Genomic DNA, 26,486 nt, shown 5'->3' with positions numbered 1-26,486 from the left:
GATGGCACTCAACGGCAGTTCCCGACGTCGGGACTGCCGTTAAGTGCCATCTCGCGGAGGTTGGAGCCCCTCAGCCGCGGAGGCGCTCCATGCCGGGGTCGAAGAGCGGCTCGGCTGTGACCGTGGCGGGGATGCGGCGGCCGAAGTACTCGATCTCCACGGCGTCGCCTTCTGAGACCGCCGCTGGCAGCCAGGCGTAGGCGATCGGCTTGCGGATCGAATAGCCGTAGGCGGCGCTGGTGACGTAGCCGGACGCTTCGCCGCCGACGTACACGGGCTCTTTGCCCAGCACGATGGACGTGCCGTCGTCGACCGTCAGGCAGCGCAGCACCTTGTCCGCGGGCTGTTCCTTGAGGGAAGCCAGGGCCTCCGCCCCCACGTAGCCTTCCTTGTCCTTCGCCACGGAGAAGCCGAGGCCGGACTGGTAGGGGTGGTGCTCGGTGGTCATGTCCGTGCCCCAGAGGCGGTAGCCCTTTTCGAGCCGCATGCTGTTGAAGGCGCCGCGGCCGGCGGCGATGATGCCGTGCTCCCGGCCCGCCTCGAAGAGCAGGTCCCAGAGCTTGAGACCGTAGTCGGCGGTGGTGTAGAGCTCCCAGCCGAGCTCGCCCACGTAGGAGAGCCGCATGGCTGTGACAGGGATCCCGCCCACGGAGATTTCCTTGGTGCGGAAGTACTTCAGGCCGTCGTTGGTGAGGTCGTCGGCGCTGACCTTGCCGATCACTTCGCGCGCCAGCGGGCCCCAGAGCCCGATGCAGCAGGTGCTGCCGGTGATGTCGGAGACATGCACCCACTGGCTTGGGTCGGCAGCGGACTGCTTCCGGGCTTCCACGCGGAGGTAGTCGAAGTCCACGTTGCTGTTGACGCCCAACTGGAAGTCTTCCTCCGCCAGCCGTGCGACCGTCACGTCACTGCGGATGCCGCCGTCGTGCTCGAGGAGCAGGCAGTACGTCACGGCGCCTGGCTTCTTGGCGATGTTGCCCGTGCTGAGCCGGTGCAGCAGCGCCTGCGCGCCGGGGCCCACCACGGAGAGCCGCTTCAGCGGCGTCATGTCGAAAAGTCCGACGGCGGTACGCGTCTTCCACGCTTCGGCTGCCGAGATGGGGGAGGAGAACATGGCGGACCAAGAGTCCCGCTCCGGCACCTGCCACTCGGCCGGCAGATCCTCGAGCAGCCCGCGGTTGGCCTCGAACCAGTGCGGCCGCTCCCAGCCGGCGGACTCCAGGAAGAACGCTCCCAGTTCCTTCTGCCGGACGTTGAACGGGCTGACCCGCAGGTCGCGTGGAGATTCCTTGGGCTGCAGCGGGTGCATGACGTCGTAGATCTCCACGAAGTTCTGCTGCGAGGTCTCGCTGACGTAAGCGTCGGACGTCTGCACCTTCTCAAAGCGGGTGAGCTCGGTGCCGTGCAGGTCGGTGCGGGAACGGCCTTCGATAAGCAGCTCTGCCACGGCCTTGGCCACACCTGCGGAGTGCGTCACCCACACAGCCTCGGCAACGAAGAAGCCCGAGAGTTCCGGTGCTTCGCCGATCAGCGGGCCGCCGTCGGGGGTGAATGAGAAGATTCCGTTGAAGCCGTCCTCGATCGCGGCGCTGCGCAGTGCCGGCAGCAGGTCTTGGCTGTCTTCCCACGCGGGCACGAAGTCTTCCAGGGTGAAGTCCAAGCGTGAAGGCATGCGGTGGTCGGACATTTCCTCGGCGGACACCTTCGGCAGGGCGGACATGTCCACCGGCATCGGGCGGTGGGCATAGCTGCCGATGCCGATGCGCTCGCCCCATTCGCGGTAGTACAGGTCCTTGTCCTGGTAGCGGAGGATGGGCTTCTGGGCACCGTTGGGCAGCTCGTTCGCCCCCTTGAGTTCCGGCAGCGGGGTGGACATGACGTACTGGTGGGCCAGCGGCAGCAGCGGCACCTCCAGGCCCACCAGCTTGCCGAGTTCGCGGCCCCAGAAACCGGCACAGGAGACCACGATGTCCGCGGGAATCACGCCGGAGGACGTCTCGACGCCCGTGACCTTGCCGCCCCACTGGGAGATGCCGGTGACGGTGGTGGAGCCGAGGAAGGTCACGCCGCGCTCGCGGGAGCGCTCGATCAGCAGCTGTACGGCACGGGCAGCGAGGGCCAGCCCGTCGGTGGGGATGAGCAGGCCGCCCAGGACCTCGCGGCCGCCGGTGAGCTTGCCGGTGTTCAACAGCGGATAGATCTTTTCGCATTCATCGGCGTCGACGATCCGGCTTTCGACGCCCCAGGAGGTCATCACACCCATCTTGCGCTTGAGGTCGGCCAGGCGTTCGGGAGTGGTTGCCAGTTCCAGGCCGCCCACCTGGTTGAAGCAAGACGCGCCGTCCTTGCTCAGGGAGAGCAGCTTGTTGACCGTATAGGTGGCGAATTCGGTCATGGTCCTGGACGGGTTGTTCTGGAACACCAAGCCGGGGGCGTGCGACGTGGAGCCGCCGGCCAATTCCAGCGGGCCCTGCTCGACGACGGTGATGTCATTCCAGCCCCGGCTGGCCAGTTCGTCTGCGAGGTTGGTGCCGGCGATGCCGGCTCCGATGATGACGACGCGTGGTGATGCGTTCATGGTGTGGTTCTCCTGGTTCGCGTTAGCGGAAAATTAGCGGAATACGACGGTGCGGGTTTTGTTGAGCAGGACGCGGTGCTGGCAGTGCCACCTCACCGCGCGGGAGAGCGCCTGGGTCTCCGCGTCCCGGCCCACCGTCACCAGCGCGTCCGGATCGAGGGCGTGGTCCACCCGGAAGACTTCCTGCTCGATGATGGGACCCTCGTCGAGGTCCGCGGTGACGTAGTGGGCCGTGGCGCCGACGAGCTTTACGCCGCGGTCGTAAGCCTGGTGGTACGGCTTGGCGCCCTTGAAGCCGGGGAGGAACGAGTGGTGGATGTTGATCGCCCGTCCGCGTAGTTGGCCGCACAGGTCGTTGGACAGCACCTGCATGTAGCGTGCGAGCACCACGAGGTCGGCCTCGTACTCGGCCACCAGCTCCAGCAGGCGGGCCTCGGCTTCCGGCTTAGTGGCGGCCGTCACCGGAACGTGGATGAAGGGCAGCCCGGCCGCCTCGGCCATGGGCCGCAGGTCCTCGTGGTTGGAAACCACGACGGCGATCTCCGCGCCCAGGCTGCCGGCCCGCCAGCGGAAGATGAGGTCATTCAGGCAGTGGCCGAACTTCGACACCATGACCAGCACCCGCTGCGGGCGGCCGTCGTGGATGGCGAACTCCATGTCGAATTCATCGGCAACGGCGGCGAACTCCGCGCTGAGGCCTTCCGCGGAAACTTCCTTGTCTCCCGGAGTGAAGGCCGTGCGCAGGTAGAGCTTGCCGCTCATGTGGTCATCGAACTGCTGGTGTTCAACGATGTCGAAGCCTCGATCAGCGAGGAATGCGGTGATGGCCCGGACGATTCCGGGGCGCTCCGGGCACGCAAGGGTGAGGACGTAGTGTGCGGTGCCGGTACTGCGGACGCTGGGGACCGCGCCGGCTTCCGCCGTCGCGTTACCGGTGGGGCGGCCCTCGAGGACTGTGGTCATGGTCTACTCCTGGTTCTTTGCGGGGATTTGGGTATCAGCGGGCGAAAGGTTCAGGGCTTCGGCTACGCCTTGACAGTGCGCCGGAACAGGGGTCAGGCGTCGATCACCAGATCCGACTGCGCGATGGAGCAGCAGGGCAGGAACTTGCCTGCAGAGATTTCCCGCGCCCGGATCCCGCCCTGATGGTTCATCTCGATCTCTCCTGAAAGCTTGACGACCTTACAGGAGCCGCACATGCCTTCCTTGCAGTTCGCGCCAATCTTGACGCCAGCACGCTGGGCCACCTCGAGGATGCGCTCGCTGGGGTCGATCCGCACATTGATGCCGGTACGCATGAAGGACATGGTGAGGGTGCCTGTACCCACGGTGTCGAAGCTCGAGGCATCAGGTGAACCGGCTTCCGGCTCCCCGCCCGCGCTCTCGGCGGAGGCATCGGAGCCGGGCGCCTCCGGGTCGACGATTTCCAGCGGCAGCCCCGAGGCCTGCAGGGTTCCGTCGGCGTCGTAACCAGGCTCGTAGAGGCCGAATGCAGCGGGCTGGCTTTCAAAGTAGTCCTCGGCGGATTCTGCGATCTCCTCGGCGATCTCTTCCGCGAAGTCGGCCGCGAGGGCCACCTCCGCCTGGTACTCAAGGAGGGTCTGGCGGTCTCCGGAGAAGAACTCCATGTAGATGGAAGTGTCGTCCACACCGACCTTCTTGAGGAGCTCGGTGGCGGTGTTCAGGTAACCCTCAGGACCACATGCGTACACCTGGCGGCCATTGGCGTCCGGGGCCACCTCCTCGAGCATGGCCGCCGTCAGCCTTCCGCTGAGTCCTTCCCACCCCTCCGGTACACTGCGGTCGCCCAGGGAGTAGGAGACCTTGATGCGTGAGTCCACGGAGGCGATATAGGCCAGTTCCCGGTGGAAGGCAAAGCCTCCAGCATCCGAGCCGTGGTAGAGCACCACAACATCGGCGTGTCCGGGCAGGGAGCGGATGGTCCGCACCATGGACATGATGGGAGTGATGCCTGCGCCGGCGGCAAGCAAGAGATACCGGGCGCGGCGGTCGGCGTCGGGCAGGTGGAATGCTCCCACCGGTCCCAGCATCTCAAGAACGGTGCCGGGTTTGACGTTCGCGTGCACCCATGGCGAGACCAGTCCCGTGGAGTCGCACTTGACGGTAATACTGAAGGTCCACGGCTCGGTGGGTGAACTGGACAGCGAGTAGCTGCGGTCCACCGGTTCCTGGTCCTCGCCATTGACGGGAAATGCGACGTTCACGTACTGGCCCGCACGGAACGCCAGGGGCGCACCGTCGCAGCGGCGGAACACGAAGGTCATCATGCCGCCGGCCTCGGGAACGGTCTCGACGCATTCGGCCGTGAACTCCTGCGGATGCCAGGGCCCCAGAGCGCGGGCCGCCCGGGCGGGTCCCTCGTTGCTGCCCATCACCCTGTTCCACGGCATTTCAAGACCGCGAATCCGCTGTGGTTCTTGGGTGGCCGTTTCGGTGAGGAGTTCAATCATGCCAAGTGCTCCTGCACGCGCTGCACGTACCAGTTGATGAATGCCTCGACCTGGTATTCGCTCTTCATGTAGGGACCGGGCTCGTAGGCGGGACTGCCGGCGCCCTGCTGGCACAGCTCCACAAACGCCTTGTCCTGCAGGTTCGTCTGCTTCCAGGTGTAGGTGAGTTTCTCCAGGTCGTAGTCGACGCCTTCCACGGCGTCGTCAGCCACTAGCCAGGTGGTGCGTACGAGGCTCTGGTGTTCGTTGATGGGGAAGACGCCGAACGTGATGACGTGGTCGCCGAGGAAGTGGAACCAGCTGTTGGGCTGCAGGTGCATCGAGCAGCGGCCAAGGCGAAAGTCGGGCAAGTCACCGAGCAGCTTCTTGGAGAGCCTGTGCCCGTCGGGCGAGAACGATTCACCGTCTCCGTCGAGCGATTCCCGAGAGATGCGAATTCCCGCGATGCGCGTGTCAAGCTGCTCGACCACCTCGTAGGGAAGGCCATAGCGGCGGCACCGCTCCTCGAGCGAGGACTGGGCCTCCTTGTTCCGGTTCCACACTTCCTCAAGATGGGGCGGGATCAAGCCCTCCGTCAGGCCCCAGGTGGGAAAGAGGGAGCAGGCGAGCTCAGGGTGGCCGTCGCAGTGGTAGCACTCACGGTTGTTCTCCATGACGAGCTTCCAGTTGCCCTCTTCGATGATGTTCTGCTGGTAGGCGATTTTTGTCTTCGAGAGATCGTGGGGCGCGAGGTAGGGCTCAAAGATCTTTGCGGTTTCGTCGAAGTCCGCCGGCGGTTGATCCGCAATGCAGACGAAGATAAGTCCGGCGACTTCTCGGCCGTGGGCGCGCTTGAGGCCGAAGCAGCTCTTGTCGAACTTCGTTTCCCCCGGTGCCGAGGCATGGATCAGGTTGCCCTCTGGGGAGTAGGTCCAGGAGTGGTAGCCGCAAACCAGGTTCCCCGTTGACCCGGCGGTTTCGGTGAGAACGCGGGCGCCGCGGTGGCGGCATACGTTGTGCAGGACGTTCACGCCGCCGTCGTCGTTGCGCAGCACAATCAGGGAATAGGGCCCGTAGTCGACGGTGACGTAGTCGCCCGGCTCCGGAAGTTCGGCGGTGCTGGCGGCAAAGATCCAGTGCTGGCCGAAAATGGCTTCCATGTCGATGTTGAAGATCGAGGGATCTGTGTAGAAGGGGGCGTCGAGGGAGTAGCCGGTGCGCCGGAACTCAAACAACGCGGAAATTTCTGCCAGCTGCTCCGCAGGCAACGATGCAGCGAGTTTTCCGCGTGAATTTAGGGGCACGTTCACTGAAGCAGTCATGGGTTTCCTCCCGGGAGGCCTGGGTAGTGGGTGTTGCGTGGGACCACGGGTGCATGGGTGCTGATGCATGCCTGCTAACGACGTGATCGAAGAGCTTGTACTGATGAGATTAGGGACACATTAACTGCAATAAAAGCGCAAACTTTTGAAGATAACCATGCACAATAGATGCATGATCGACGCGAGGCTCATCACACTCCGCGTATTCGCCCGGTGCGGCACCATCGGCGCCACCGCGGAGCTCACGGGCTACTCTCCCTCTGCCGTCTCCGCGCAATTGCGGGAGCTCCAGCGCGTGCTCGGAATGCAGCTGCTGACGAAAGACGGCCGGGGCCTGCGGCTTACCGCCACGGGACGCTTTCTCGTGGCGGGCTCGGATCCCCTCATTGCCCAATGGGAGAGCCTGCGCGCCGCGGCCATGGAGGCCGGCGACCAGGTGCAGTCCCACTTTGGCCTCGGCGGATTCTCCTCTGCAGCCGCCCAGTTGCTCGCGCCGCTGGCCGCCACCCTGCGCTCGACACACCCTCTGCTGGAGGTGCAGGTTCTTGAGGCTGATCCCGCCCGCTGCTTCGACCTGTTGATTGCCGAACGAATCGACCTTGCAGTTATCGTCGCCATGCAGTCCGACACTTATGGTGAGGACGATCCGCGTTTCGAGCAGAGAGTCCTGCTCGACGATCCACTGGACGTGATCATTCCCGGTGACCATCCGCTGGCATCACGGGAAACAGCGACGCTTGAAGAGCTGGCATCGGAACCCTGGATCACGGCGGCCGCCGGTTCCACCTACCATTCCCTCTTCACCGCGGCGTTCACGGCAGTCGGAGTGACACCGCGGATTGCCCATGAAGCCGTTGAATGGGAAACCCACATCGCGTTCGTGGGTGCGGGGCTGGGCGTCGGCCTGCTGCCCCGGCTGGCGCCTTTGCATGGCGCCGAAGACGTGGTCCGGCTACGCATCACCGGCAAGGCGAAACCCACACGCCGCATTGTCGCCGCGGTGCGCAGGGGCAGCATCGCCTCACCCCTGATCCAGGAGTCACTGGGCATCCTGCAGGTCAACGCCAACCGGATCCTCACCAACCGGCTCGGAGCGGACCTTTGAGCGCTGGCGGCGTGCGGCGTACTCAGCGAGCATGGGATGTTCCTGTTACTTTTCGACGGGCGGCCGCGGCGTGCTTGGGTTGTGGCACCTCGACCGTGATGGTGTCGCCGTTCTCCCGGAAGAACATGCGTCGGCCACGCCCGAACGCCAGAAGCAGCCAGATGATGCGGCCATCGTCAGTCAGGTCATCAATCCAGCCCCTGTGGGGGACTGTGTAGGATTCCAACACAGTGACGAAATCGCCCGGAATGAGCGCTGTCCAATCTGTCACAACCTTGGTGCTGGTGATGTCCGTAGTGGCGCCAGGCGCAACGGGGGACGTTATTGTCTCCGTCATCGTGTGAGTACCGGCGTCCGGGCAGCGCGCGACTGTTCCCGGGCCGCTTCGGCGGTGTGGAGAAGAAGCAGTGCCGTGGTAACCGAACCCACGCCACCCGGAACCGGCGTCAGCGCGGCAGCGACCGTGAGGACGCTGGCTTCGTCGACGTCGCCGACGAGCGAGCCGTCGGAAAGCACATTCGTTCCCACATCGATGACCACTGAATGGTCCGAAACGTCCGTCCCGGTGAGCAGCCCGGTGCGGCCCGCCGCAACCACCACGACGTCTGCAGCCCTGGTATATCTTCCGAGGGGGCCGGACTTCGAGTGGCAGACCGTTGTGGTGGCGTCTCTTTGCAGAAGCAGCAGGGACAGCGGTTTGCCGACTACGGTGGAACGGCCCACCACCACGACATTGCGGCCGGCTACGGGAATATCAAAGTGGTCCAGCAGTTCCACGACGGCGCGTGCCGTGGCCGGAGCGAAGGCGCGTTCCCCGACGGCGAGAAGTCCCAGGCTCAGGGGGTTCGCGCCGTCGATGTCCTTGGCCGGGGAGATGCACTTGACCAGTTCCTGGCTTCTGACCCCGGGGGGTAAGGGGGTCTGCAGGATGATTCCATGGACGGAGGGCTGCGAACTGAGGTCCTCCAGCACGGCAATGAGCGCCTGTTCGGTCGCGTCGTGGCCGACGTCGATAATCTGGCAGTTGATGCCGGCGTTCCCCGCGGCGCGTTCTATGGACCGCACGTACCAGTGCGTGGAGCTGTCCTCCGTCGCAACCACGACGGCGAGGGTCGGGCAGGAGCCCTCTTCGGCCAGAGCCTTGGCCTCAGTCTGGGCCTGCTGCTGGATCAGTTTGGCGAGAGGCTTGCCGGAGAGCAGGGATGCCGTCATCGGAGGATCCTTTCGCGTACCTGGCGTGAGAGTGAGTCCGCCGCCAGCACGACTTTTTCTTCGAGGCCGTCAGTTTGTTCAGCCAGTGCAGCACGCGTCGGGGCATCTTTGATGGCGACAACGTTGATGTCGATGTTGACGCGGGCTGTGGTCGCCGCTGCCCTGGCCGCGTCGGCGGCTGCGGCAATGTCGCTAATGACATTCGGGTTCGCAATATCCAGCAGCTCGGCTGCGAGATCCACGACCTCGCCTGACAGCTCGATCAGCCGGGCGGGCGGTTGTGCAGCCTGGGCTAGCGCGCTGTTGATGGCGGCTGCACGCGTTGCACGGTCAGAATCGGTCTCGGCTGGCAGCTTGTAAGAGGCGATCACCGCCTTGAAGGCGGTTTCATCGGCGTCGGCCAGACCCAGCGTCTCACCGATGAGACCGTCGGCGGTTGAAATGATCCTCGATGTTGTCTCGGCGTGCTGCTCGAATTTTCCGCCGGTGCTGAATCGTGCCACCATTGCCACCAAGGCCGCGCCCTGCGCCGCGTGGAGCGCCGCGGCCGCGCCGCCACCGGGGGTGGGCTTCCGCGAGGCAAGCCTGCCGAGGTAGTCATTAATTGTTTCTGAACCGATCATTTGTCCATTCCTGGCTGGTTGAGACTGAAAAAAGGGCTGCGGGCCACAGGGGCCGTGTGGTCCCTGCCATTGGCAGAAGAAGATGGTGCTGGCCTGGGTTGACGAGCGAGCTGGATATCCTGCGCTATGTCCCCCAGCCCGGTTCCTGGCCCCGGAATCACCGCACTGAAGTGGTACAGACCTTCTCGAACGGCATGTCCCCCAGATGGATGAAGGCATTGTCGTCCTGGGAAGCAATTAGCTCCTGGGCCTCGGCCACGGTTTCCACGCTCGGCATGGAGCCTGGTAGTGGGAGGCGGGCGGATTCGCGGAGGAAATAGATGGCGGTCGCACCGATGATCGAGGTTGCCATGAGGTAATAGGCCGGGGCCATGTCATCGCCGGTGACGTCGATCAGGCCCTGGATGATGAAGGGGGTTGTTCCGCCGAAAATCGCCACCGAAAAGTTGTAGGCAATGCCCATGCTGCTATAGCGGCTTGAAGTCGGGAACAGCGCCGGCAGTGCCGAGGCGAGGTTGGCCACGTAGAACGTCACGGGAAAGGCCACCAGGGACAGGCCCGCCAAAGTCGACCAGATGTCGCCGATCCCAATCAGGACAAATGCGGGGACCGCGAACAAAATGGTGCTGCCGGCGCCGATCCACAGCACCGGACGGCGACCGATGCGGTCCGAGAGCTTTCCCGTGAGTGGGATGCACAGCGCCATCACCACGAGTACCGGAAGGGTCAGAAGCGTGCCGTGCACTGGATCGTAGCCCTTGGATTCGGTGAGGTATGTCGGCATGTAGGACGTCAGGACATAGCCAACGGTGTTGGCGGCGGCGGCCAGGATCATGGCCAGCACGATTGGCCGCCAGTAAGTGGTGATGATGCCCATCGGGCCCCTGCTTCCAGCCTCGTCACCTGCGGCTGCCTTGACGGCGGCCGACTCCTGCGCGTCCAGGGTGGCCTGGAACTGGGGGGATTCCTCGATCTTGTTCCGGAAGTATATGGCGACCAGGCCCAGCGGTCCGGCGATCAGAAACGGCAGCCTCCAGCCCCATTCCTCCATGGCGGCCTGGCCGAGGGTGACCTGCAGGACGGACACCAGGGCAGCACCCAGGGCGAACCCGACGTAGGAGCCCATATCCAGGAAGCTGGCGAAGAAGCCGCGCCGCTTGTCAGGGGCGTACTCGCACACGAATGTGGTGGCACCGGCGTACTCACCGCCCGTGGAGAAGCCCTGCACGAGCTTGAGCAGCACCAGCAGCACGGCCGCCCCGGCGCCTATTTGTGCGTAGCCGGGCAGGAGGCCGACGGCGAAGGTGCTGGCTGCCATCAGCATGAGGGTCGCCGCGAGCACTTTCTGTCGGCCAATCTTGTCGCCAAGCCGGCCGAACACGACGCCGCCAATGGGGCGGGCGACGAAGGTTGCCGCGAAGGTGCCGAGCAGGAACAAGGTCTGGACGGTTCTGTCAGCTTCCGGGAGGAATACAGGCCCCATGGTGGTGATCAGATAGCCGAACACGCCGACGTCGTACCACTCCATCGTGTTGCCGACGATCGTGCCACCGAGGGCTTTCTTCAGCATCCGCTGGTCCACGACGTTAATGTCGGATGCCGTGAGCCGGCGGGAGTACTGTCTGTCTGTGCTGCTCTGATCGGTAGTGACGTCACCATTGATTGACATAAAGGGGTTCCTTACTGAATGTTGGCGGGGTTTCCGGCACGGCGAGCTGCGGCTAACCCTGCGGGTAGAAACTAGGCCCGTGCGTGCACCTAACGCCGCCCCCGGGGAGTGGACTCACCAGCGGGTAGGGCGTGTACGTGAAGCACCTTTTCGTCAGGAGCTGCGGAGCGTGGGAGTCCTTTCGTGTTCCGCAGTAATCAACGGGGTTCGGTTTATGCAACAGAGTGCTCCAGCTCACAGTCATTGTCAAGAACATGACTCGTCGCACGCTGCGCCGGTGGAGAGACCGGTCCCGCCTACCCGTTTGGGTGGGAACACCGTGCCCGTCGAGTGCATTGGCGCGGCCAGGTTCCGGGTGGCATCGGAACCTGGCCGCGTTGTACTCAATGCGCCTTGTCTCCATTCAGACCAAGCTCGCCTTTGGCACACCGTTCGTCACATTCGTGTTTGGTCACCAGGTCGAATTGGACGCCGCCGTGCTGTTCCACCCCGCTGCGAATGGAGCGTTCGACGACGGACGTGACCAGACGCCTGCGCAGTGACAGCGGGTCCCTGCGCAGATCCTTGGTGAGGGCAAAGCACATCAGGAACATCACAACCACGAAGGGCAGTGCTGACACGATTGTGATCCGCTGCAGCCCAGCAAGAGCCTCCGCTGGCTGGTCGCCGCCGGCGAGGAGCATCACTGCGGCGACGGCGCCGGTCAGGGCACCCCAGAAAATAACGACTCCCCGGCGTGGTTCCTCAGCACCGTTGGAACTGAGCGACCCCATCACGATGGATGCCGCGTCGGCGCCCGTGACGAAGAAGATGGCGACCAGGACCATCGCCAGGATGGAGACCGCGGCGGCGATGGCATTGGGCAGGGGGAGGTGGTGCAGCAGATCGAACAGCGCGCCGTCGAAGGAAATGGAGGGACTTCCGTCGACGATCTTGGCCAGGCCATCGCCGGTGTCGGGTGTGGCGTCGGCGGTGGATTGGATGTGGATGGCGGCGCCGCCGAAGATCCCGAACCAGATCACGCTGACCACGCTGGGCATCAGCAGTACACCGGTGACAAACTGGCGGATGGTGCGGCCGCGGCTGATGCGGGCGATGAACAGACCCACGAAGGGGGTCCAGGAGACCCACCAGGCCCAGTAAAAGATGGTCCAGCTGGACATCCACGTGCGAAGGGCGTCGTCGCCGACGGCCTCGGTGCGGGAGGCCATCTCGGCCAGGTCCCTGGCGTAGTCGCCCACGGCTGCCGGGATCAGGTTCAGGATGAAGAGCGTGGGTCCGGCCACGAAAACGATGAGGGCAAGGACTGCTGCCAGGACCATGTTGATGTTGGACAGCCATTGGATACCGCGGCTGATGCCGGAGACAGCGGAGGCCACGAAGCAGGCAGTGAGCACGGCAACAATCACCACGAGCACCGGTGTGGCAAGCTGGCCGTCGATCCAGCCGTTTGATGCCATGCCGCTACCGATCTGCAAGGCTCCCAGGCCGAGCGATGCCGCCGTTCCGAAGAGCGTGGCGAAGATGGCCAGCATATTGATGAGCTTGCCGATGGGACCTTCCACCCTGCGGATGCCAAAAATAGATGTGAAGACCGTGGAAATGAGTTGCTTGCGGCCCAGGCGGTAAGTTCCATAGGCCATGGCAGCGCCGACCACCGCGTACATGGCCCACGGGTGCAGGGTCCAGTGGAAGATGGAGGTAGCCATGGCCGTCTGGACGGCTGCGGGCGTCTGGCCGTCGACGGTGCCCGGTGGCGGCGAGATGTAGTGGTAGAGCGGCTCGGCCACGCCGTAGAACATCAGGCCGATACCCATGCCTGCTGCGAACATCATCGAAATCCACGAGACCATTGAGTACTCGGGCTTTTCCCCGTCCTTCCCAAGCGGAATGTTCCCGAAACGGCTGATCGCCAGCCACAGCACGTAAACCACGAACAGGGACGAGAGGGCAACGAACAGCCAGCCGGTGTTTTCCATGACCCAGTCAAGGACCACCTGGGACGTGGCGGCCAGGTTCTCCCTGCCGGCAAATCCCCAAATGACAAAGGCCAGCGTGAGGAGTCCGGCGACCCCGAAGACTACCTTGTCGATGCCTCCCGTGCGGAACAGCAAGCTTCTTCGCCGAGCCTGTTCGTGCTCTGATTCCGTCTCACGGAGGGCATGAAGGATTTGCAAGTCGTCCTGGGGTGCTTCGGGTTCGCGTTGCCACGCCGGTTCCACCCCCGAATTCTGACCGTCTTCGCTGCTTTCATCGATAGTGACATCACTATTGATCGTCATAAAGGGTTTCCTTTAGCTGAAGGTTTGGGACTGCTGGGATGTGGCCGTGGGTCGTTAGGCCCGGCGGCAGGTCGGGCTCGTCCTCGGTTTCGGTGGTCACGATGTCGCCGTCGACATCTTGACCCTGCATAGGCGGGCCCGCAGTTCTACCGGTGACGTTGATGGGGCGGATTGGCAGCCGCGAGGCGTTGCGGCCGATCGTTCCGTACTAAGCAACACGTTTCGCGCTAAGCAACAGAGTGCTGTAGCTCACAGAGGTTGTCAAGAGTTTTTTCCGGGGGCGTCACCTCTTGACAGCGGACGGGGCATGCCGCACGCTGTTGCATAGTGTGATGGCCGTTGCGCAAGAAGCAATCGAGGGGGAAGCGAAATATGCAGGCCGTAGCGATCGTGGGCAGGCCTCGTCGGCCGCTTTTCGGTGCCCGGGAGCCCGGCGAACTATGCCAGCCACCCGAGGATGCCGCCACTGACTTGTGGGCACACCCCTGAGATAGAAGAACGATCGCGACCTACGGCGTGGAAAGGCGGCACTCCTGAAACGCCGGCCAATGCTCCGCTAACGGCACCCGGGGTGCCGCTGGTCCCGCGCTACCGGTCCGGGGTCACCGGTGCGTGTAGCCCATTTTGGCGCTGATGCCCAGGCCGGCCTCGCGCAGGCCCTGGATGAGGCCGGGGGTGTTTTCGGGGTCGAAGCGGAAGGCCGGGCCGGAGATGCTGACGGCCCCGATGACCGTTCCCAGGTGGTTGTAAACGGGCACGGCGATGGCGGTCAGTCCGAGCTCGAATTCCTCGTGGACCACGGCGTAGCCGTCGCGGGACACGGCGAGGAGCTGGGTTTCCAGGGCGTCGCGGTCCGTGATGGTCCGCGGGGTGCGGGCCGGAAGGCCGACCTTCTGGAGGATCTCGGCGCGTTCCTCGGCCGGCAGGGCCGCCAGCAGCACCTTGCCGCTGGAGGTGGCGTGCAGCGGCGTGAGGCTGCCGACCCAGTCGTAGGTGGCCAGGGTTGACGGGCCCATGGCCTGGTCCACGTTCACGGCGTAGTTGGACCGCAGCACGGCGAGGTTGACGGTTTCCTTGTAGTCGTCCGCGAGGCGCTCCAGGGCCGGGCGTGCCTCGTGGACCAGGCTCAGCCGGCCCGGGATGGAGCTGGCCAGGCGCAGGATGCCGAAGCCCAGCTGGTACTTTCCGCGGTCGCTGTTTTGCCGCACGATCTCCCGCGACGCCAGGGATCCGAGCAGCCGCGAGACCGTGGACTTGTGCACGCCCATTTCCTCGGCGATCTCACTCACGCCCGCGTGTCCGTCCCGGGCGAGGATCTCCATGATCTGCAGGGCACGGTCCACGGACTGCACGCCCCCGCCCTGCGCGTCCGGATCCCTGTCAACGCCTGCTTCGTCTCTTGCCGCCATCAGCCGTGCTCCCGTTTCGTCGCCGTCACCGCAGGAGGCCGGCCCTGCCTTATCCCGCCTGCCTCACACGACTGATCCTAGACGCAGAGCGGCGCCCACTCGTCATTTCCGCCGCCGCAGCCCATGGAACGGCTCAGACGCAAAGGAACCCCGCCGCGGGCTGTGCCGCGGCGGGGTTCCTGTCATCGGTTGAAGCGATGAGCCGATCTTGTTGCCGGCTAAGGCGGTTGCGCCGTTAGTACTTGGTCGCTGCCTCAGCATCGGACTCGGTCTGCCCGGCGCCCAGGTTGGCGCGGAGCTTGGCGCCGAACTCGGCGTCGACGTTGGTCCAGTACTGGATGGCGCGTTCCTTGATGCCCGGGCTCTTCACACCGCTGACGGCGCCAGTGACGGTCTCCAGCAGGCGCGCTTTCTCGCCCTCGTTGTAGACCTCGCGGTAGAGGGTGCCGGCCTGGCCGAAGTCGCTGTCCTCGGCGTGCAGCGAGTGCGCGGAGTGCGTGAGTGCGCCGTCGTTCTCCCAGCCGCCGGCCGGGTTCTGCGGCTCCACGGCGGCGGGGCCGCCGACGGAGTTCGGGGCGTACACCGGAACAGAGGGGGCGTTGAAGTGGTACCGGCCCTGGCCGTCCTGGCTGTAGTTGTTCACCTGGTTCTTCGGCTGGTTTACCGGGATCTGGGCGTGGTTGGTGCCCACGCGGTAGCGGTGCGCGTCGGCGTAGGAGAAGATGCGCGCCTGCAGCATCTTGTCCGGCGATGCGGCGATCCCGGGCACGAAGTTCGACGGCGCGAAGGTGGCCTGCTCGATCTGCGCGAAGTAGTTCTCCGGGTTCTTGTTCAGCTCCATGGTGCCGACCTTGACCAGCGGGTAGTCCGCGTGCGGCCAGACCTTGGTCAGGTCGAACGGGTTGAAACGGTAGGTCTTGGCGTCCTCGTACGGCATGACCTGGACGTGCAGGTCCCAGGACGGGAAGTTGCCGGCGGCGATGTTTTCCTGCAGGTCGCGGATGTAGAAGTCCGCGTCCGAGCCGGCCAGGGCCTCGGCCTCGTCACTCGTGATGGAGTTGACGCCCTGGTTGGACTTGAAGTGGTACTTGACCCAGAAGCGCTCGCCCTCGGCGTTGATCCACTGGTAGGTGTGCGAGCCGTAACCCTGCATTTCGCGCCAGGACGCGGGCAGGCCGCGGTCGCCCATGAGCCACGTGACCTGGTGGGCGGACTCGGGGGAGAGGGTCCAGAAGTCCCACTGCATGTCGGCGTCGCGCAGGTGCGTGCCCGGGAGGCGCTTCTGCGAGTGGATGAAGTCCGGGAACTTGATGCCGTCGCGGATGAAGAAGACGGGGGTGTTGTTGCCCACGAGGTCGTAGTTGCCCTCGGTGGTGTAGAACTTCACCGCGAAGCCGCGCGGGTCGCGCCACGTGTCGGGTGAGCCGTTCTCGCCGGCGACGGAGGAGAAACGGATGAGCATGTCCGTCTCGACGCCCGGCTGCAGGAACGCGGCCTTGGTGTACTTCGAGACGTCCTCGGAGGTCTTGAAGGTGCCGAAAGCGCCGCCGCCCTTGGCATGCACCACACGCTCCGGAACCCGCTCGCGGTTGAACTGGGCAAGCTTCTCGACCAGGTAGTGGTCGGTCAGGATGATGGCTCCGTCGGCGCCGACGGACTTCGAGTGGGCGTCGGAAGTGACGGGTGCGCCGGACTGTGTGGTGGACACGGCGGGCGCAGAGATGCTCTCAGTCATCTTTCTCCTTTTGGTTGGGTTTCTTAGTTTTGTTCGGAAGGAAGTTGTTGGGTGCGCTGGCAGTCCTGGCAGATGCCCTGGTACAGCACGTCTGCGATCTGGATGGTCATCGGCTTCGCGTCGGCGTCCCAGTGCGGGGTGAGGCAGGGCGCGTGGCCCACGGCGCATTCGACGTCCTCCACGCGGCCGCAGCTGATGCATACGGCATGGTGATGGTTGTCTCCCACCCGGGTCTCATAGAGCGCGGGGGAGTGCGGGGGCTCGAAGCGGCGCAGCATGTGCAGATCGGTGAGGTCACCCAGAACCACGTAGACCGACTGGGCGGTCAGCTCCGGCAGTTCCTGCCGGGCGGCGGCAAGGATGCTCTCGGCCGGCGAATGCGGGTGGTGTTCGACGGCGGCGAGCACCGCCAGGCGCTGTTTGGTCACCCGGCGGCCGTGGGCACGCAGGGCGGCCGCCCATGCGTCGTGGGTGCCCGCGGAATTCGTCATGGTCTCATTCAAGCACTTATTATGACTGTCTCACAATAAGGTAAGGCTAATTGGGCCCATTTTTAGGTCCGCTCGTGTCCTGGGCCCCGCGCCCCGCCGCTAGAGTAGCCGGGTGGGGAAATTTTTGGCGGATGTCACGCCGCTGCGCGAAAGTCCGGCCTTCCGCCGCCTGTGGCTGGGGTCCGCCGTCTCCGCGCTCGGCAGCCAGCTCACCCTGGTGGCTGTCAGCCTGGAAGTGTACCGGCTGACCCAGGACAGCCTCTACGTCGGTCTGCTGAGCATTTTTGCCCTCGTGCCGCTCGTGTTCGGCGGCCTTCTGGGAGGCTCGATCGCCGACGCCCACGACCGCCGCACGGTAGCCCTCCTAGCCTCGTCTGTCCTCTGGCTGACCACCGTGGCGCTAGCCCTGCAGGCTTGGCTGCAGCTGGGCAACGTGTGGCTGCTGTACGCGCTGGTGGCGGTGCAGAGCGGTGCGCAGGCCATCAACCAGCCGGCCCGCAGCGCCATCATCCCGGTGCTGGTGCGCAAGGAGCTGCTGCCGGCCGCCAATGCCCTGAACATGATGAGCTTCGGACTGACCATGACCGCCGGTCCGCTGCTGGCCGGTGTGCTCGTGGCCTGGATCGGTTTCGGCTGGACGTACACGATCGACGTCGTCAGCTTCGCCTTCGCGTTCTGGGCGCTCCTGAAGCTGCCGTCCATGCCGCCTGGCGAACATGCCAGGCCGGCCGGATTGCGCTCGGTGGTGGAGGGTTTCCGGTTCCTTGGCACCCGGCCCAACCTCCGGATGACCTTCGTGATCGACCTTGTGGCCATGATCTTTGCCCAGCCCCGGGCGCTGCTGCCTGCCATCGGCGCGTTGATGATCGGCGGCGGCGAGGCGACGGTCGGCATCCTGCTGGCCTCCACGGCCGTGGGGGCGTTCCTGGCCGGGCTGTTCTCGGGGCCGCTGGGCGGCGTCTGCCGGCAGGGTGCTGCCGTCGTGTGGTCGGTGATGGGCTGGGGCGCCTCGATTGCAGCGTTCGGCCTGACGGTTGTCCTTGCAGGTCACGCCGGCAGCGGCGGGGTGACGGTGTGGCTGCTGCCCGCTGCCGTGTGCTGCGCGCTTGCCGGGATAGCGGATTCCGTGAGCGCGGTCTTCCGGACCACCATCCTGCAGGCCTCCACCCCGGACCACCTGCGCGGACGGCTGCAGGGGGTATTCGTCGTGGTGGTGGCGGGAGGACCCCGGATCGGGGACATGGTGGCAGGCGGCGCGACTAAGCTTTTGAATGAGGGATGGGTCCTGGTGCTCGGCGGCGTGCTGTGCATTGCCGTGGCCTGGACCGTGGCCCATGTGCAGTCGGGCGGCCGGCTACAGCCGGGAGCCCGCGCACAGTCGGGATTCCTGCGCTACGACGCGCGGAACCCGGTACCGTAGCGGTTCGTTTTTCTTGGTAGTTGAAGAAAGGCATCAGGAGGACCCGTGCACCAGCATCACAACGGACTGAAGACGGCGGCCCTTTTCGGAGTGCTGTGGGCCGTTCTGCTTGGCCTGGGGGCGTTCATCGCAGCCGGAACCCGCAGTGCGACGCCGATCTGGATTATGGCGCTCATCGGCGTCGGCACCACGGCCTACGGGTACTGGAACAGCGACAAGATTGCGATCCGGTCCATGCAGGCCTACCCGGTCACGGAGGCGGAGGCGCCGCAGCTGTACCAGATTGTCCGGGAGCTGTCCGGCCGGGCCAACCAGCCGATGCCACGCATCTACATCTCGCCCACCATGGCGCCGAATGCGTTCGCCACCGGCCGGAACCCGCGGAACGCGGCAGTGTGCTGCACCGAGGGCATCCTGAGGCTGCTGGACGCCCGCGAACTGCGCGGCGTACTGGGCCACGAGCTGATGCACGTGTACAACCGGGACATCCTGACGGCCTCGGTGGCTGCCGCCGTCGCCGGCGTCATTACCTCGGTTGGGCAGATGATGCTGCTGTTTGGCGGCGGGGACCGCCGCAACGCGAACCCAATCGCCGCGATCGCCATGGCACTGCTGGCCCCGTTCGCGGCATCCCTGATCCAGATGGCCATCTCCCGCACGCGGGAGTACGACGCCGACGAGGACGGCTCCTCGCTGACCGGAGATCCGCTGGCGCTGGCCTCCGCCCTGCGCAAGATCGAACAGGGCGTGCAGGTGGCGCCACTGCCGCAGGACCAGCGGCTGGTCAACGCGTCCCACCTGATGATCGCCAACCCGTTCCGCGGCGGAGGGGTGGCCAAGATGTTCTCCACTCACCCGCCGATGGCCGAACGCATCGGCAGGCTAGAGCGGATGGCCGGCCGGCCCCTGCAGTAGAGGCGCCGCGCGGCGCGGCGCGGGGAAACGGCCGCGCCGGGAGAATGCGGTCAGCTGCGGAAGTTCACGAACTGCTAACTACTAGTTGGCGGGCGTTGACTGATGCTGAAAACCGCGAGATTCAGGGCTTTTCGGGGTTGGCCGTGACAGGCCGAAAATGGGCTGTTGCGGAGCTCTTGCGGACGTTCTGCGGACTGGTTGCCCTTAACTAAGGCGCGTCCTGATGAGCTCTATGAACTCGTGTCGACGCTTCTGCACCGTGTCTATCCCGCCGCCGCGCCATCCCCAGGCGTCGGTCGCGTCGACTAGGGCGACAGCGGACTTGTGGATACGAGGGCGGCAGTTCAAATGTACCTCGGTCAGCATTTCCCGCGCACGCGAGTCGACGGGGTCGTGGCCCATATCCGCCGGGAAGACGCCATGCTCATCATGGAAAGCGTCCAAGGCCGCTAGCTCGTGGTCTATGAGCTCAAGCAGCTTCAAGCAGACCTCGCGGGCGCGGTCGCCGGCCACCCTGGTGCGCTCACGCTTGAACTTTGAGTGTTCGATCCACCAGTTACCGGTCGTAGTGGCGGCGATGCCGACGACCACGCCCCCTACACCCCAAAGCTGTTCAGTCATGCCGCAATTATGCCCGGCCTGGTTGCGCCCTTCGAGGTGCGACTATTTCCAAGTCGTGCTGGCGAAGACTTGGTGAACGCCCCCGCTGCTGTCGACGTAAGCCTCACACCGGTACGTCATTTCCCTGACCTCGCCGCCGACGTCAAGAGAGCGCACGTCCCCGTTCACGACGTACAGGTAACCACCGTGGGCCTGGGTGCCGTTCTTGAGAACCGACGTGGACTTAAACTCCGGTGTCGCAGCGTCCGGGAGTTTGCCTTTCACGGCCTGGTGGCAGGACTTCTCGGCAGCCTCGGGCGCGGCGGCATAGGAGCGGGCGACAAAGTTCGCAACTCCGGCAATGACCAGAACGATGACGCCCAGCGCGATAAGGGGTTTCTTTAGCTTGGCTCCAAGCGGGACGAGCTCGACCGAGGCCACGCCGTCCGCCCACGGGCCCACTCGCCGGTAGCCGGCGTTCCGGATGTGGTTGTCGGCAGCCTTCTGGGTGTCCGTAGTCTGTTTGGTGTAGATGACGTCGCCGGTAGCGTCTGTGATGGAGATGGGGCGGGTGATCAGCGCGGCCGTGGTGACATTGCCGAAGCCTTGCGCGTCACGTTGGCCTGGCTCGCCTAGGACGGCAGTTAGCGGTTGCGGTTGATCGGTCATGGTGGCCCCCAGATTGGTGCCGCCCCAGCGGCGGCGTCGCTAGAATCCTAGCTGCTGGGCAGGACAGCTAGCACCGTAGGCCGCAGGATCAAGGCTGATCGCTGCGGCCCTCGGGGATCCTGCGGACTCTGTGCGGACTAGGGAGGTAGGATCCCTGTAGTCACGCGGGAGAGTGCGGTCAGCTGCGGAAATTGACGAACTGCAGGTCGGCTTCCTCAAAGTTCTTCAGCAGCGCCATGGTCTCCTGAAGATCGTCGCGGGACTTGGACGTGACGCGCAGCTCATCGCCCTGGATCTGCGACTTGACGGACTTGGGGGCCTCGTCCCGGATCAGCTTGTTGATCTTCTTGGCGAGATCCTGGGCAATCCCTTCCTTGATGGAGGCCTCGAGCCGGAACTCCTTGCCGGAAGCGAAAGGCTCGCCCGTGTCGAGGGACTTCAGCGAGATGCCGCGGCGGATGAGCTTTGACTGCAGCACGTCGAGCACCGCCAGCACCCGCTCTTCGGAGTTGGCCTTCATGAGGATCTTCTCGCCGCTGAAATCAACCTCGGCGCCGACACCCTTGAAATCGTAGCGCTGGGCGATTTCCTTCTGCGCCTGGTTCAGCGCGTTGGCGACTTCCTGCTTGTCTACCTTGCTGACGACGTCGAACGTGGATTCGCCTGCCATGACTGTGTCCTCCTGATGGTTGCCGGGTGCCTAGGGTGAGGCCGGGATGTCTGCGTTCCAGCCTAGTACGTATGCCCCGGATCTGGAGGCCGGCCGGGGCGGTGCAGTTTCACAGTCCGCTCATAGCTCAATCACGGCGGGAACGAAGCTGGGCCGGGAAGGGTTGCAAGGGTTGGAACCAATGCTGAAAGGCAGGAACATGCACCGCAAGGCCGTCCGCTACGTTACCCGCACTACCTCTGCCGCTGCCGGCAGCCTGGCTGTGAGGGCGACGTCCATTGCCGCCGCCGCGCTCGCGGCCTCCATTATTCTGAGCCCGGCCGCCGATGCGTCGGCCCGCATGGACGGAGTGCACGCCGATCTGGCCCGCGCCGTCCAGCTCAACCAGGTCACGGCGGAGCAGGCGGCCCGGTTCGAGGCCAGACTGGCCGGCCGCCTTCTCGGGGACGCCTGACTTTCCGGGCATTTTGGCCCGCCAAAGCGCCGATTCGATTCTTCGGCAGAAGTTCTGTAAAGTTGTCTTGCCCGCGGGTGCTGGAAGCGGAACGGACTGGAAACAGGCCGTCCGGGACTGGAAACCGCGAGTGATCTTCTTTTGAAGTTCGGCAGATTACCCGAGCGGCCAAAGGGGGCTGACTGTAAATCAGCTGGCAACGCCTACGGGGGTTCGAATCCCTCATCTGCCACCCTTGGAAAGCCTCCGGAACCATCAGGTTCCGGAGGCTTTTCCTTTGCTTGGGTATAGTGCCTGTCATGGACGACAAGGCGATCTTGCACCACTACCTGCGCACCCGGCGGGAGGACCTGTTGGGGAAGCTCGAAGGCCTCAGCGAGTACGACGCGCGTCGGCCCCTCACGCCGACCGGAACCAACCTGCTGGGCCTGGTCAAGCACGTGGCCAGCGTGGAAGTGGGGTATTTCGGGGAAGTCTTCGGCCGCCCGTCGCAGCTGGGGCTGCCGTGGTTCGACGACGACGCCGAGCCCGACGCCGACATGTGGGCGGCCCGCGACGAGACGCGGGAGCAGATCGTCGAACTGCACCACCTTGCGGCCGCCCACACCGACGCCACGATCGAGGCGCTCCCCTTGGACGCGCCAGGTGAGGTGCCTTGGTGGCCGGAGGAGCGCAGGCACGTGACCCTGCACCAAATTCTGGTGCACATGTGCGTGGAGACCGCCCATCACCTCGGCCACGCGGATATCCTGCGCGAGCTTATCGACGGGAACGCTGGGAGCCGTCCGGGGGATCCGAATCTCTCGGACCGCACCGCGGAAGGATGGGCCGCGCACCGGGGCCGGATTGAAGCTGCGGCCAGAGCCGTCTCGGCCGAGCGGTCCTAGTCCAGCCGGTACGCGCCGGTCCTAGCGAAGAATTTCGGCCCAAAATTTCGAAGGGTGTTTTGTGCCACGATTCGGGTTACGCGGGAGTAGGGTGGAGCAGTTCGCGTCAATCCCGTGTCTTGTGTCAGTTCTGAGGAGCATAGTGAAATCGTTCGCCTGTGGTGATGTAGTCCCCGGTTGCGAGGCCCGTTGGGTGTGCAGCACCGACGACGAGATTCTGGTCAACGTCGCAGCGCATGCCGCCGACACGCACGGCCTGGTCGAACTGCCGGCCGATGTCGTCCAGGCAGTCCACAAAGCCATCGTGCCGGTTAGTTGAATCCTGCGGCAGACGGTCGCCCTCCCGGATCCGGCGAAGTTGCCGCACCCGACTGGAACGAACTCCTGGCGGCCGCCTGCCGTGGTGAAGGACTGGCCGCGGCGTACCAGCCGATTGTCGACACGGCCCGCGGCACCGTGGTGGGCTACGAGGCACTGGCACGGTTCCCCGGCTTCGCCGAAAAGAACCCCGAGGCGTGGTTCGCCGCCGCGCGGCAGCATGGGAGGGCAGAAGACCTGGAGTCCGCCGCCCTCCGGACCGCGCTGGCCGCGCGCGGTACACTTCCGCCCAACTGCTTCCTGACGCTGAACGTCTCCCCTGAATTGCTGCCAACGGAAAGCATCCGGAACGTTTGGCGCAACGAAGGGAACCTGGCCGGGCTGGTCATCGAACTGACCGAGCAGACCCCCATCGACTCCTACACGGACCTTGAGCCGGACCTGAACCAGCTCCGCGCCGCCGGCGCCCTGATCGCCGTCGACGACGCCGGGGCCGGCTATGCGGGATTGCGGCACCTGCTGTCGCTGCGGCCGGCGCTGATCAAGATTGACCGCGAGCTCATCCAGGACCTCGACCGCGACGAAGCTAAGCGGGCGCTGATCGGCATGCTCGGCGCGTTCGCCAGCCGGGTCGATGCCTGGATCCTCGCCGAGGGCGTCGAACGCGTCGAGGAACTGGATGCACTCGTCGCGCTCGGCGTCCCCCTGGTCCAAGGCTACTGCCTGGCCCGGCCGGCTCCGCCGTGGGCTGGTATCGACGTGGATGTGGCCCACCGGCTCGCGGCCAAAGCCGCCGTGGCGCACAATGCGACGGTCAGGGACGTCCTGGAGCCTGCGACAACCGCGAGGAGCACCGAAACCGCGGCCGCGGCGTTCACCGAGAACCCGGCGCTGCTGTCAGTAGTGCTGATGGGGGACTACCTGCGGCCGATTGCCGTGCTCAACGCCGAAGACGCCGCGCTGGGCGTGGTCACCGACGGGATGCGCGTCAATCTGGATACCCCCATCCGTGACGCCCTGGCCCGGTCCATGACGCGGCCCGCCGCCAGCCGCTTCGAGCCCCTGCTGGTGACGGACAACGCCGGCCGGTTCGCCGGCGTCGCCCGCATGGAACGCCTGATCACGGCGCTGGCGGCCGCCGGATAGGCCGGAGACGCCCCGGACCGCACACGGCAGTGTGCCAAGCCCGCGCCAGGACCGTCCTAGGAGCCCGGCTCGAGGAGTTGCTCGGTCACGGCGTCGGGCAATCCGCCGAAGTATTGGTCCAGCACGCGCTGGAACAAGGGCTCGTGCGGGGCCGCCCGGCGGAACAATGTCATGCTGGAATGCAGCTTCCGCGCGTCGATGCCGCCGAGGATGTCCTCGGCGCTCCGGCCCTCGACGGCGGCCACGGCGGCTGTGCAGTCCAACAGGCGCGGGCCGAGGACAGGATGCTGCAGGTAGGCGACTGCCTCAGCAAGGGTCGCGATGGCGTACTTCCGCGAGGTTGCGCTGTGACCCAATCCGGCCAGCTGGGGAAAGACGAACCACATCCAGTGGCCGCGCTTGGAGCCCTGCCGGAGTTCGGCGAGAGCCTGGACGTACGTTCCGCCCCCGTCCTGTGCGGTGACAAAGCGTTGAAGGTCATAGAGATCTTCCACGGGTTCCTCCTCCGGACGACTGCCGCCTCCATCCAAGCATCGATCGAACGCGGTGGAAAGCCTCCTGCGCACCCGGTCGCCGCCGTCGGGGGCCGGCCCCTGAGCGGAACGGGTCCGCCCCTACTCCCCGGCACGGGGCGGCGGTAGTATCAACCTCGAGAGCCGTGGGTGCACATCATCGTTGGTGCACGTCAAAGGTGACCGGGCGCCACTCGGGCCCAGTCGGAGGGCGGGATGGGCGACGCGTTTGGGCTGTTCACCAGGAACACGCTGGTGGAAGTCGGGCTTTTGCTGGCCACATTCGTCCTGTGTTCCCTGATCGGGGTCGAGCGGCAGGTCCGGCAAAAAAGCGCTGGATACCGGACCCACGTCCTGGTTGGCCTGGGATCGTGCACTTTCACCCTGATTTCCGCGTACGGCTTTGAGTACGTCCTGGTGCCGGGCAGCACGGTGGACCCGACCCGTATTGCAGCCCAGATCGTCAGCGGCATCGGGTTTCTCGGCGCCGGGGTGATTTTCAAGGGGCGGAACGTTGTCAGGGGACTCACCACGGCCGCCAGCATTTGGGTGTCTGCGGCCGTCGGCATGGCGTGCGGGGCGGGAATGCTTTCCCTGGCGATCTCCCTGACCGTCTTCCACTTGATCACGTTGTATGTGGTGTCTCCCGCGGTCCGGAAGATACCGACGCCGGACACCCACCGCGTCCTGCATCTGAACTATGCCGACAATCAAGGCGTGCTGCGCCAGGTGCTGGAACTGGCCACGAACATGGGTTTCAGCTCCTCAATCCTCAGCACGAAGAAATCGGGCGATGAAAAAAGGCCGATCGTCCTCATGGACATCCGCTTTCACGGATCTGTCCCGCTGCGGGAACTTGTTCCGTCCCTGCTGGAAGTGCCGGGGGTGACAAGCGTCACGCTCGTCGGCGCGGACCCGAACGAGGACGACGATGACGTCGTCGGCTGAGAAGGACGCTCAAGGCTGCCAGGTCCGCATTGGCGCATAGAATTTGCGGATGACCGAGAACAGCGTCACTTTGACCGGTGCCGTGCGGGTGCGGGTGCTGCGCAGGTCCGACGCCGGCCGCCTCGCCGATGCCTACGTGCGGAACCGCGAGCACCTGGCGCCCTGGGAGCCTCTGCGGTCCGATGAATTCTTCACCGTCGACGGGCAGGCAGCCAGCATCGAATCCAAGCTCGGTTTATTCGTCGCGGGATCGGACGTGCCGTGGGTCCTCGTCGAAGGGGCCCGGGTGGTCGGCGTGATGAACCTTAGCGGGATTGTCCGGGGCCCGTTCCTGAGCGGGCACCTGGGCTATTGGGTGGACAAGGACATGACGGGGCGGGGGATCGGCTCGGCTGCAGTCGGGTTCGCCGTCGAAGCCGCCCGGACGGAGTTGGGGTTGCACCGGCTCCAGGCTGGCACCCTGCCGCACAACGCCGCGTCACAGCGGATCCTCAAGCGGGCCGGGTTTGAGGAAATCGGCCGGGCCGCGGCCTACCTCAAGATCGCGGGATCATGGCAGGACCACATCCTGTTTCAGCGGATCCTGTACTGACGGAAGGTTTCGGACTGAAGGACGCTGTACTAGCGCTCTAAGGGGTGCTTGCCGGCGGCGCCTGTTCAGCCTTTAGTTCCTCGCCGTGGGCGATGATCGCGTAGATGATCAGCACGTTCATGGCGATCACAATGAAGGACCACCACGGCTGCTCGGGGATGAGCATCAGCTGCACCACCGCGCTGACGCCGGCCACGATGACACCAGCGACCCGGGCCCACGTTAAGCCCGAGAAGAGCCCGACGCCGGTCATGATCAACATCACCCCGATCACCACGTTCCACCAGCCCCACCCCTTCGCATCGAAGAGGAACAGCGTTCCCGGCGTCGACAAGTAGTAGGTATCGGGGCCGGTGAGCGCCACGAGACCCTGAAGACCAGTGAAGACGCCGTTGATGATCAGAATGACTCCGGCGAAACGGACCCAACCGGTCCAGCCAGTCGAAGCGACAGGATGATGATGGACAGTACTCATAATG

General features: G+C 65.0%; 26 protein-coding genes and 1 tRNA gene. 10 read left to right on the top strand and 17 right to left on the bottom strand.

What is annotated here, in order from left to right:
* Nucleotides 1-70 precede the first annotated feature (70 nt).
* The 4 genes from ACFVVK_RS06675 to ACFVVK_RS06660 all read right to left on the bottom strand — a co-directional run bounded on the left by ACFVVK_RS06675 (nt 71) and on the right by ACFVVK_RS06660 (nt 6,350).
* A complete protein-coding gene (locus ACFVVK_RS06675) occupies nt 71-2,578 on the bottom strand; it encodes an FAD-dependent oxidoreductase (RefSeq protein WP_390265148.1) in 2,508 nt (835 codons plus the stop codon).
* Nucleotides 2,579-2,611: 33 nt separating this feature from the next.
* Nucleotides 2,612-3,541: a formyltetrahydrofolate deformylase gene (gene purU, locus ACFVVK_RS06670; RefSeq protein ID WP_390265146.1), complete on the bottom strand. Its 930-nt coding sequence runs from the start codon at nt 3,539-3,541 to the stop codon at nt 2,612-2,614.
* Nucleotides 3,542-3,633: 92 nt separating this feature from the next.
* Entirely contained in the window at nt 3,634-5,049 is a 1,416-nt protein-coding gene (locus ACFVVK_RS06665; protein WP_390265143.1) for a ferredoxin reductase, read from the bottom strand.
* Complete coding sequence (locus ACFVVK_RS06660; protein ID WP_390265140.1) at nt 5,046-6,350, bottom strand: SRPBCC family protein; 1,305 nt, start codon at nt 6,348-6,350, stop codon at nt 5,046-5,048. Before ACFVVK_RS06660 ends, ACFVVK_RS06665 begins: the two co-directional genes overlap by 4 nt.
* Nucleotides 6,351-6,522: 172 nt before the next feature.
* Between ACFVVK_RS06660 and ACFVVK_RS06655 the strand changes: the two genes are divergently transcribed.
* Nucleotides 6,523-7,455 (top strand): LysR family transcriptional regulator, encoded by a 933-nt coding sequence (locus tag ACFVVK_RS06655; protein ID WP_390265137.1) that lies wholly within the window; start codon nt 6,523-6,525, stop codon nt 7,453-7,455.
* Nucleotides 7,456-7,477: 22 nt separating this feature from the next.
* Here the strand turns inward: ACFVVK_RS06655 and ACFVVK_RS06650 are convergent, their stop codons facing one another.
* The 8 genes from ACFVVK_RS06650 to ACFVVK_RS06615 form a co-directional block, all read right to left on the bottom strand.
* Complete coding sequence (locus ACFVVK_RS06650; RefSeq protein WP_390265134.1) at nt 7,478-7,792, bottom strand: hypothetical protein; 315 nt, start codon at nt 7,790-7,792, stop codon at nt 7,478-7,480.
* Entirely contained in the window at nt 7,789-8,667 is an 879-nt protein-coding gene (locus ACFVVK_RS06645) for a bifunctional 5,10-methylenetetrahydrofolate dehydrogenase/5,10-methenyltetrahydrofolate cyclohydrolase (protein WP_390265131.1), read from the bottom strand. The genes ACFVVK_RS06650 and ACFVVK_RS06645 overlap by 4 nt, the downstream gene beginning before the upstream one ends.
* A complete protein-coding gene (locus ACFVVK_RS06640; RefSeq protein ID WP_390265129.1) occupies nt 8,664-9,290 on the bottom strand; it encodes a cyclodeaminase/cyclohydrolase family protein in 627 nt (208 codons plus the stop codon). The genes ACFVVK_RS06645 and ACFVVK_RS06640 overlap by 4 nt, the downstream gene beginning before the upstream one ends.
* Nucleotides 9,291-9,447: 157 nt before the next feature.
* On the bottom strand, nt 9,448-10,959 hold the full coding sequence (locus tag ACFVVK_RS06635) for an MFS transporter (protein WP_390265126.1): 1,512 nt from the start codon (nt 10,957-10,959) through the stop codon (nt 9,448-9,450).
* 383 nt (nt 10,960-11,342) lie between these two features.
* Nucleotides 11,343-13,241 carry a BCCT family transporter gene (locus tag ACFVVK_RS06630; protein WP_390265122.1) on the bottom strand — a complete coding sequence of 633 codons (1,899 nt, stop codon included), beginning with the start codon at nt 13,239-13,241 and terminating at the stop codon, nt 11,343-11,345.
* 602 nt (nt 13,242-13,843) lie between these two features.
* Nucleotides 13,844-14,650, bottom strand: coding sequence for an IclR family transcriptional regulator (locus ACFVVK_RS06625; protein WP_390265119.1), 807 nt, complete (start codon nt 14,648-14,650; stop codon nt 13,844-13,846).
* A 235-nt stretch (nt 14,651-14,885) separates the two neighbouring features.
* Complete coding sequence (locus ACFVVK_RS06620; protein WP_390265116.1) at nt 14,886-16,385, bottom strand: catalase; 1,500 nt, start codon at nt 16,383-16,385, stop codon at nt 14,886-14,888.
* A 23-nt stretch (nt 16,386-16,408) separates the two neighbouring features.
* Nucleotides 16,409-16,876 carry a Fur family transcriptional regulator gene (locus ACFVVK_RS06615; protein WP_390265114.1) on the bottom strand — a complete coding sequence of 156 codons (468 nt, stop codon included), beginning with the start codon at nt 16,874-16,876 and terminating at the stop codon, nt 16,409-16,411.
* A 112-nt stretch (nt 16,877-16,988) separates the two neighbouring features.
* Here ACFVVK_RS06615 and ACFVVK_RS06610 point away from each other — a divergent pair, with 112 nt between their 5' ends.
* Together ACFVVK_RS06610 and htpX are read left to right on the top strand one after the other, a co-directional pair.
* Nucleotides 16,989-18,296 carry an MFS transporter gene (locus tag ACFVVK_RS06610; protein WP_390265111.1) on the top strand — a complete coding sequence of 436 codons (1,308 nt, stop codon included), beginning with the start codon at nt 16,989-16,991 and terminating at the stop codon, nt 18,294-18,296.
* Between the two features lie 45 nt (nt 18,297-18,341).
* The gene (gene htpX, locus ACFVVK_RS06605) at nt 18,342-19,211 is read left to right on the top strand and encodes a zinc metalloprotease HtpX (protein ID WP_390265109.1); all 870 of its coding nucleotides are present in this window, start codon (nt 18,342-18,344) and stop codon (nt 19,209-19,211) included.
* A gap of 204 nt (nt 19,212-19,415) precedes the next feature.
* On the opposite strand, the gene ACFVVK_RS06600 is transcribed toward htpX, so the two are convergent.
* The 3 genes from ACFVVK_RS06600 to ACFVVK_RS06590 form a co-directional block, all read right to left on the bottom strand.
* Entirely contained in the window at nt 19,416-19,832 is a 417-nt protein-coding gene (locus ACFVVK_RS06600) for a hypothetical protein (RefSeq protein ID WP_390265106.1), read from the bottom strand.
* 42 nt (nt 19,833-19,874) lie between these two features.
* On the bottom strand, nt 19,875-20,480 hold the full coding sequence (locus ACFVVK_RS06595) for a hypothetical protein (protein ID WP_390265103.1): 606 nt from the start codon (nt 20,478-20,480) through the stop codon (nt 19,875-19,877).
* 178 nt (nt 20,481-20,658) lie between these two features.
* The gene (locus tag ACFVVK_RS06590; protein ID WP_090951202.1) at nt 20,659-21,150 is read right to left on the bottom strand and encodes a YajQ family cyclic di-GMP-binding protein; all 492 of its coding nucleotides are present in this window, start codon (nt 21,148-21,150) and stop codon (nt 20,659-20,661) included.
* A gap of 199 nt (nt 21,151-21,349) precedes the next feature.
* Here ACFVVK_RS06590 and ACFVVK_RS06585 point away from each other — a divergent pair, with 199 nt between their 5' ends.
* From ACFVVK_RS06585 to ACFVVK_RS06565, 5 genes are all read left to right on the top strand, one after another.
* Nucleotides 21,350-21,604 (top strand): hypothetical protein, encoded by a 255-nt coding sequence (locus ACFVVK_RS06585; protein WP_390265613.1) that lies wholly within the window; start codon nt 21,350-21,352, stop codon nt 21,602-21,604.
* Nucleotides 21,605-21,754: 150 nt separating this feature from the next.
* A tRNA-Tyr gene (locus ACFVVK_RS06580) sits at nt 21,755-21,836 on the top strand.
* Between the two features lie 67 nt (nt 21,837-21,903).
* Nucleotides 21,904-22,491 carry a DinB family protein gene (locus ACFVVK_RS06575; RefSeq protein WP_390265101.1) on the top strand — a complete coding sequence of 196 codons (588 nt, stop codon included), beginning with the start codon at nt 21,904-21,906 and terminating at the stop codon, nt 22,489-22,491.
* 61 nt (nt 22,492-22,552) lie between these two features.
* On the top strand, nt 22,553-22,810 hold the full coding sequence (locus tag ACFVVK_RS06570) for a DUF1059 domain-containing protein (RefSeq protein WP_390265098.1): 258 nt from the start codon (nt 22,553-22,555) through the stop codon (nt 22,808-22,810).
* Nucleotides 22,807-23,955 (top strand): EAL domain-containing protein, encoded by a 1,149-nt coding sequence (locus ACFVVK_RS06565; protein WP_390265095.1) that lies wholly within the window; start codon nt 22,807-22,809, stop codon nt 23,953-23,955. The genes ACFVVK_RS06570 and ACFVVK_RS06565 overlap by 4 nt, the downstream gene beginning before the upstream one ends.
* Before the next feature lie 56 nt (nt 23,956-24,011).
* On the opposite strand, the gene ACFVVK_RS06560 is transcribed toward ACFVVK_RS06565, so the two are convergent.
* Nucleotides 24,012-24,449, bottom strand: coding sequence for a DUF1810 domain-containing protein (locus ACFVVK_RS06560; protein ID WP_390265092.1), 438 nt, complete (start codon nt 24,447-24,449; stop codon nt 24,012-24,014).
* 234 nt (nt 24,450-24,683) lie between these two features.
* Here ACFVVK_RS06560 and ACFVVK_RS06555 point away from each other — a divergent pair, with 234 nt between their 5' ends.
* Entirely contained in the window at nt 24,684-25,415 is a 732-nt protein-coding gene (locus ACFVVK_RS06555; RefSeq protein ID WP_390265089.1) for an MgtC/SapB family protein, read from the top strand.
* Nucleotides 25,416-25,464: 49 nt separating this feature from the next.
* On the top strand, nt 25,465-26,007 hold the full coding sequence (locus ACFVVK_RS06550) for a GNAT family N-acetyltransferase (protein WP_390265086.1): 543 nt from the start codon (nt 25,465-25,467) through the stop codon (nt 26,005-26,007).
* Between the two features lie 37 nt (nt 26,008-26,044).
* Here ACFVVK_RS06550 and ACFVVK_RS06545 read toward each other — a convergent pair whose 3' ends face one another.
* Nucleotides 26,045-26,482 carry a hypothetical protein gene (locus ACFVVK_RS06545; RefSeq protein WP_390265084.1) on the bottom strand — a complete coding sequence of 146 codons (438 nt, stop codon included), beginning with the start codon at nt 26,480-26,482 and terminating at the stop codon, nt 26,045-26,047.
* Nucleotides 26,483-26,486 lie beyond the last annotated feature (4 nt).

Origin of the sequence: Arthrobacter sp. NPDC058192, assembly GCF_042883665.1 — a bacterium.
Lineage (GTDB): Bacteria > Actinomycetota > Actinomycetes > Actinomycetales > Micrococcaceae > Arthrobacter.
The sequence above is the reverse complement of the archived record's forward strand: the minus strand, read 5'-3'. Positions and strand labels throughout refer to the sequence as shown.

Bases quoted from the DNA above. Each gene is read 5' to 3' on its own strand.
- ACFVVK_RS06645 (WP_390265131.1), bottom strand. From the start codon at position 8,667: ATGACGGCATCCCTGCTCTCCGGCAAGCCTCTCGCCAAACTGATCCAG.
- ACFVVK_RS06660 (WP_390265140.1), bottom strand. From the start codon at position 6,350: ATGACTGCTTCAGTGAACGTGCCCCTAAATTCACGCGGAAAACTCGCT.
- ACFVVK_RS06625 (WP_390265119.1), bottom strand. From the start codon at position 14,650: ATGGCGGCAAGAGACGAAGCAGGCGTTGACAGGGATCCGGACGCGCAG.
- ACFVVK_RS06600 (WP_390265106.1), bottom strand. From the start codon at position 19,832: ATGACTGAACAGCTTTGGGGTGTAGGGGGCGTGGTCGTCGGCATCGCC.
- ACFVVK_RS06640 (WP_390265129.1), bottom strand. From the start codon at position 9,290: ATGATCGGTTCAGAAACAATTAATGACTACCTCGGCAGGCTTGCCTCG.
- ACFVVK_RS06620 (WP_390265116.1), bottom strand. From the start codon at position 16,385: ATGACTGAGAGCATCTCTGCGCCCGCCGTGTCCACCACACAGTCCGGC.
- ACFVVK_RS06575 (WP_390265101.1), top strand. From the start codon at position 21,904: ATGGACGACAAGGCGATCTTGCACCACTACCTGCGCACCCGGCGGGAG.
- ACFVVK_RS06615 (WP_390265114.1), bottom strand. From the start codon at position 16,876: ATGACGAATTCCGCGGGCACCCACGACGCATGGGCGGCCGCCCTGCGT.
- ACFVVK_RS06585 (WP_390265613.1), top strand. From the start codon at position 21,350: ATGCACCGCAAGGCCGTCCGCTACGTTACCCGCACTACCTCTGCCGCT.
- ACFVVK_RS06630 (WP_390265122.1), bottom strand. From the start codon at position 13,241: ATGACGATCAATAGTGATGTCACTATCGATGAAAGCAGCGAAGACGGT.
- ACFVVK_RS06555 (WP_390265089.1), top strand. From the start codon at position 24,684: ATGGGCGACGCGTTTGGGCTGTTCACCAGGAACACGCTGGTGGAAGTC.
- ACFVVK_RS06650 (WP_390265134.1), bottom strand. From the start codon at position 7,792: ATGACGGAGACAATAACGTCCCCCGTTGCGCCTGGCGCCACTACGGAC.
- ACFVVK_RS06635 (WP_390265126.1), bottom strand. From the start codon at position 10,959: ATGTCAATCAATGGTGACGTCACTACCGATCAGAGCAGCACAGACAGA.
- ACFVVK_RS06545 (WP_390265084.1), bottom strand. From the start codon at position 26,482: ATGAGTACTGTCCATCATCATCCTGTCGCTTCGACTGGCTGGACCGGT.
- ACFVVK_RS06655 (WP_390265137.1), top strand. From the start codon at position 6,523: ATGATCGACGCGAGGCTCATCACACTCCGCGTATTCGCCCGGTGCGGC.
- ACFVVK_RS06595 (WP_390265103.1), bottom strand. From the start codon at position 20,480: ATGACCGATCAACCGCAACCGCTAACTGCCGTCCTAGGCGAGCCAGGC.
- ACFVVK_RS06665 (WP_390265143.1), bottom strand. From the start codon at position 5,049: ATGATTGAACTCCTCACCGAAACGGCCACCCAAGAACCACAGCGGATT.
- ACFVVK_RS06550 (WP_390265086.1), top strand. From the start codon at position 25,465: ATGACCGAGAACAGCGTCACTTTGACCGGTGCCGTGCGGGTGCGGGTG.
- purU (WP_390265146.1), bottom strand. From the start codon at position 3,541: ATGACCACAGTCCTCGAGGGCCGCCCCACCGGTAACGCGACGGCGGAA.
- ACFVVK_RS06590 (WP_090951202.1), bottom strand. From the start codon at position 21,150: ATGGCAGGCGAATCCACGTTCGACGTCGTCAGCAAGGTAGACAAGCAG.
- ACFVVK_RS06675 (WP_390265148.1), bottom strand. From the start codon at position 2,578: ATGAACGCATCACCACGCGTCGTCATCATCGGAGCCGGCATCGCCGGC.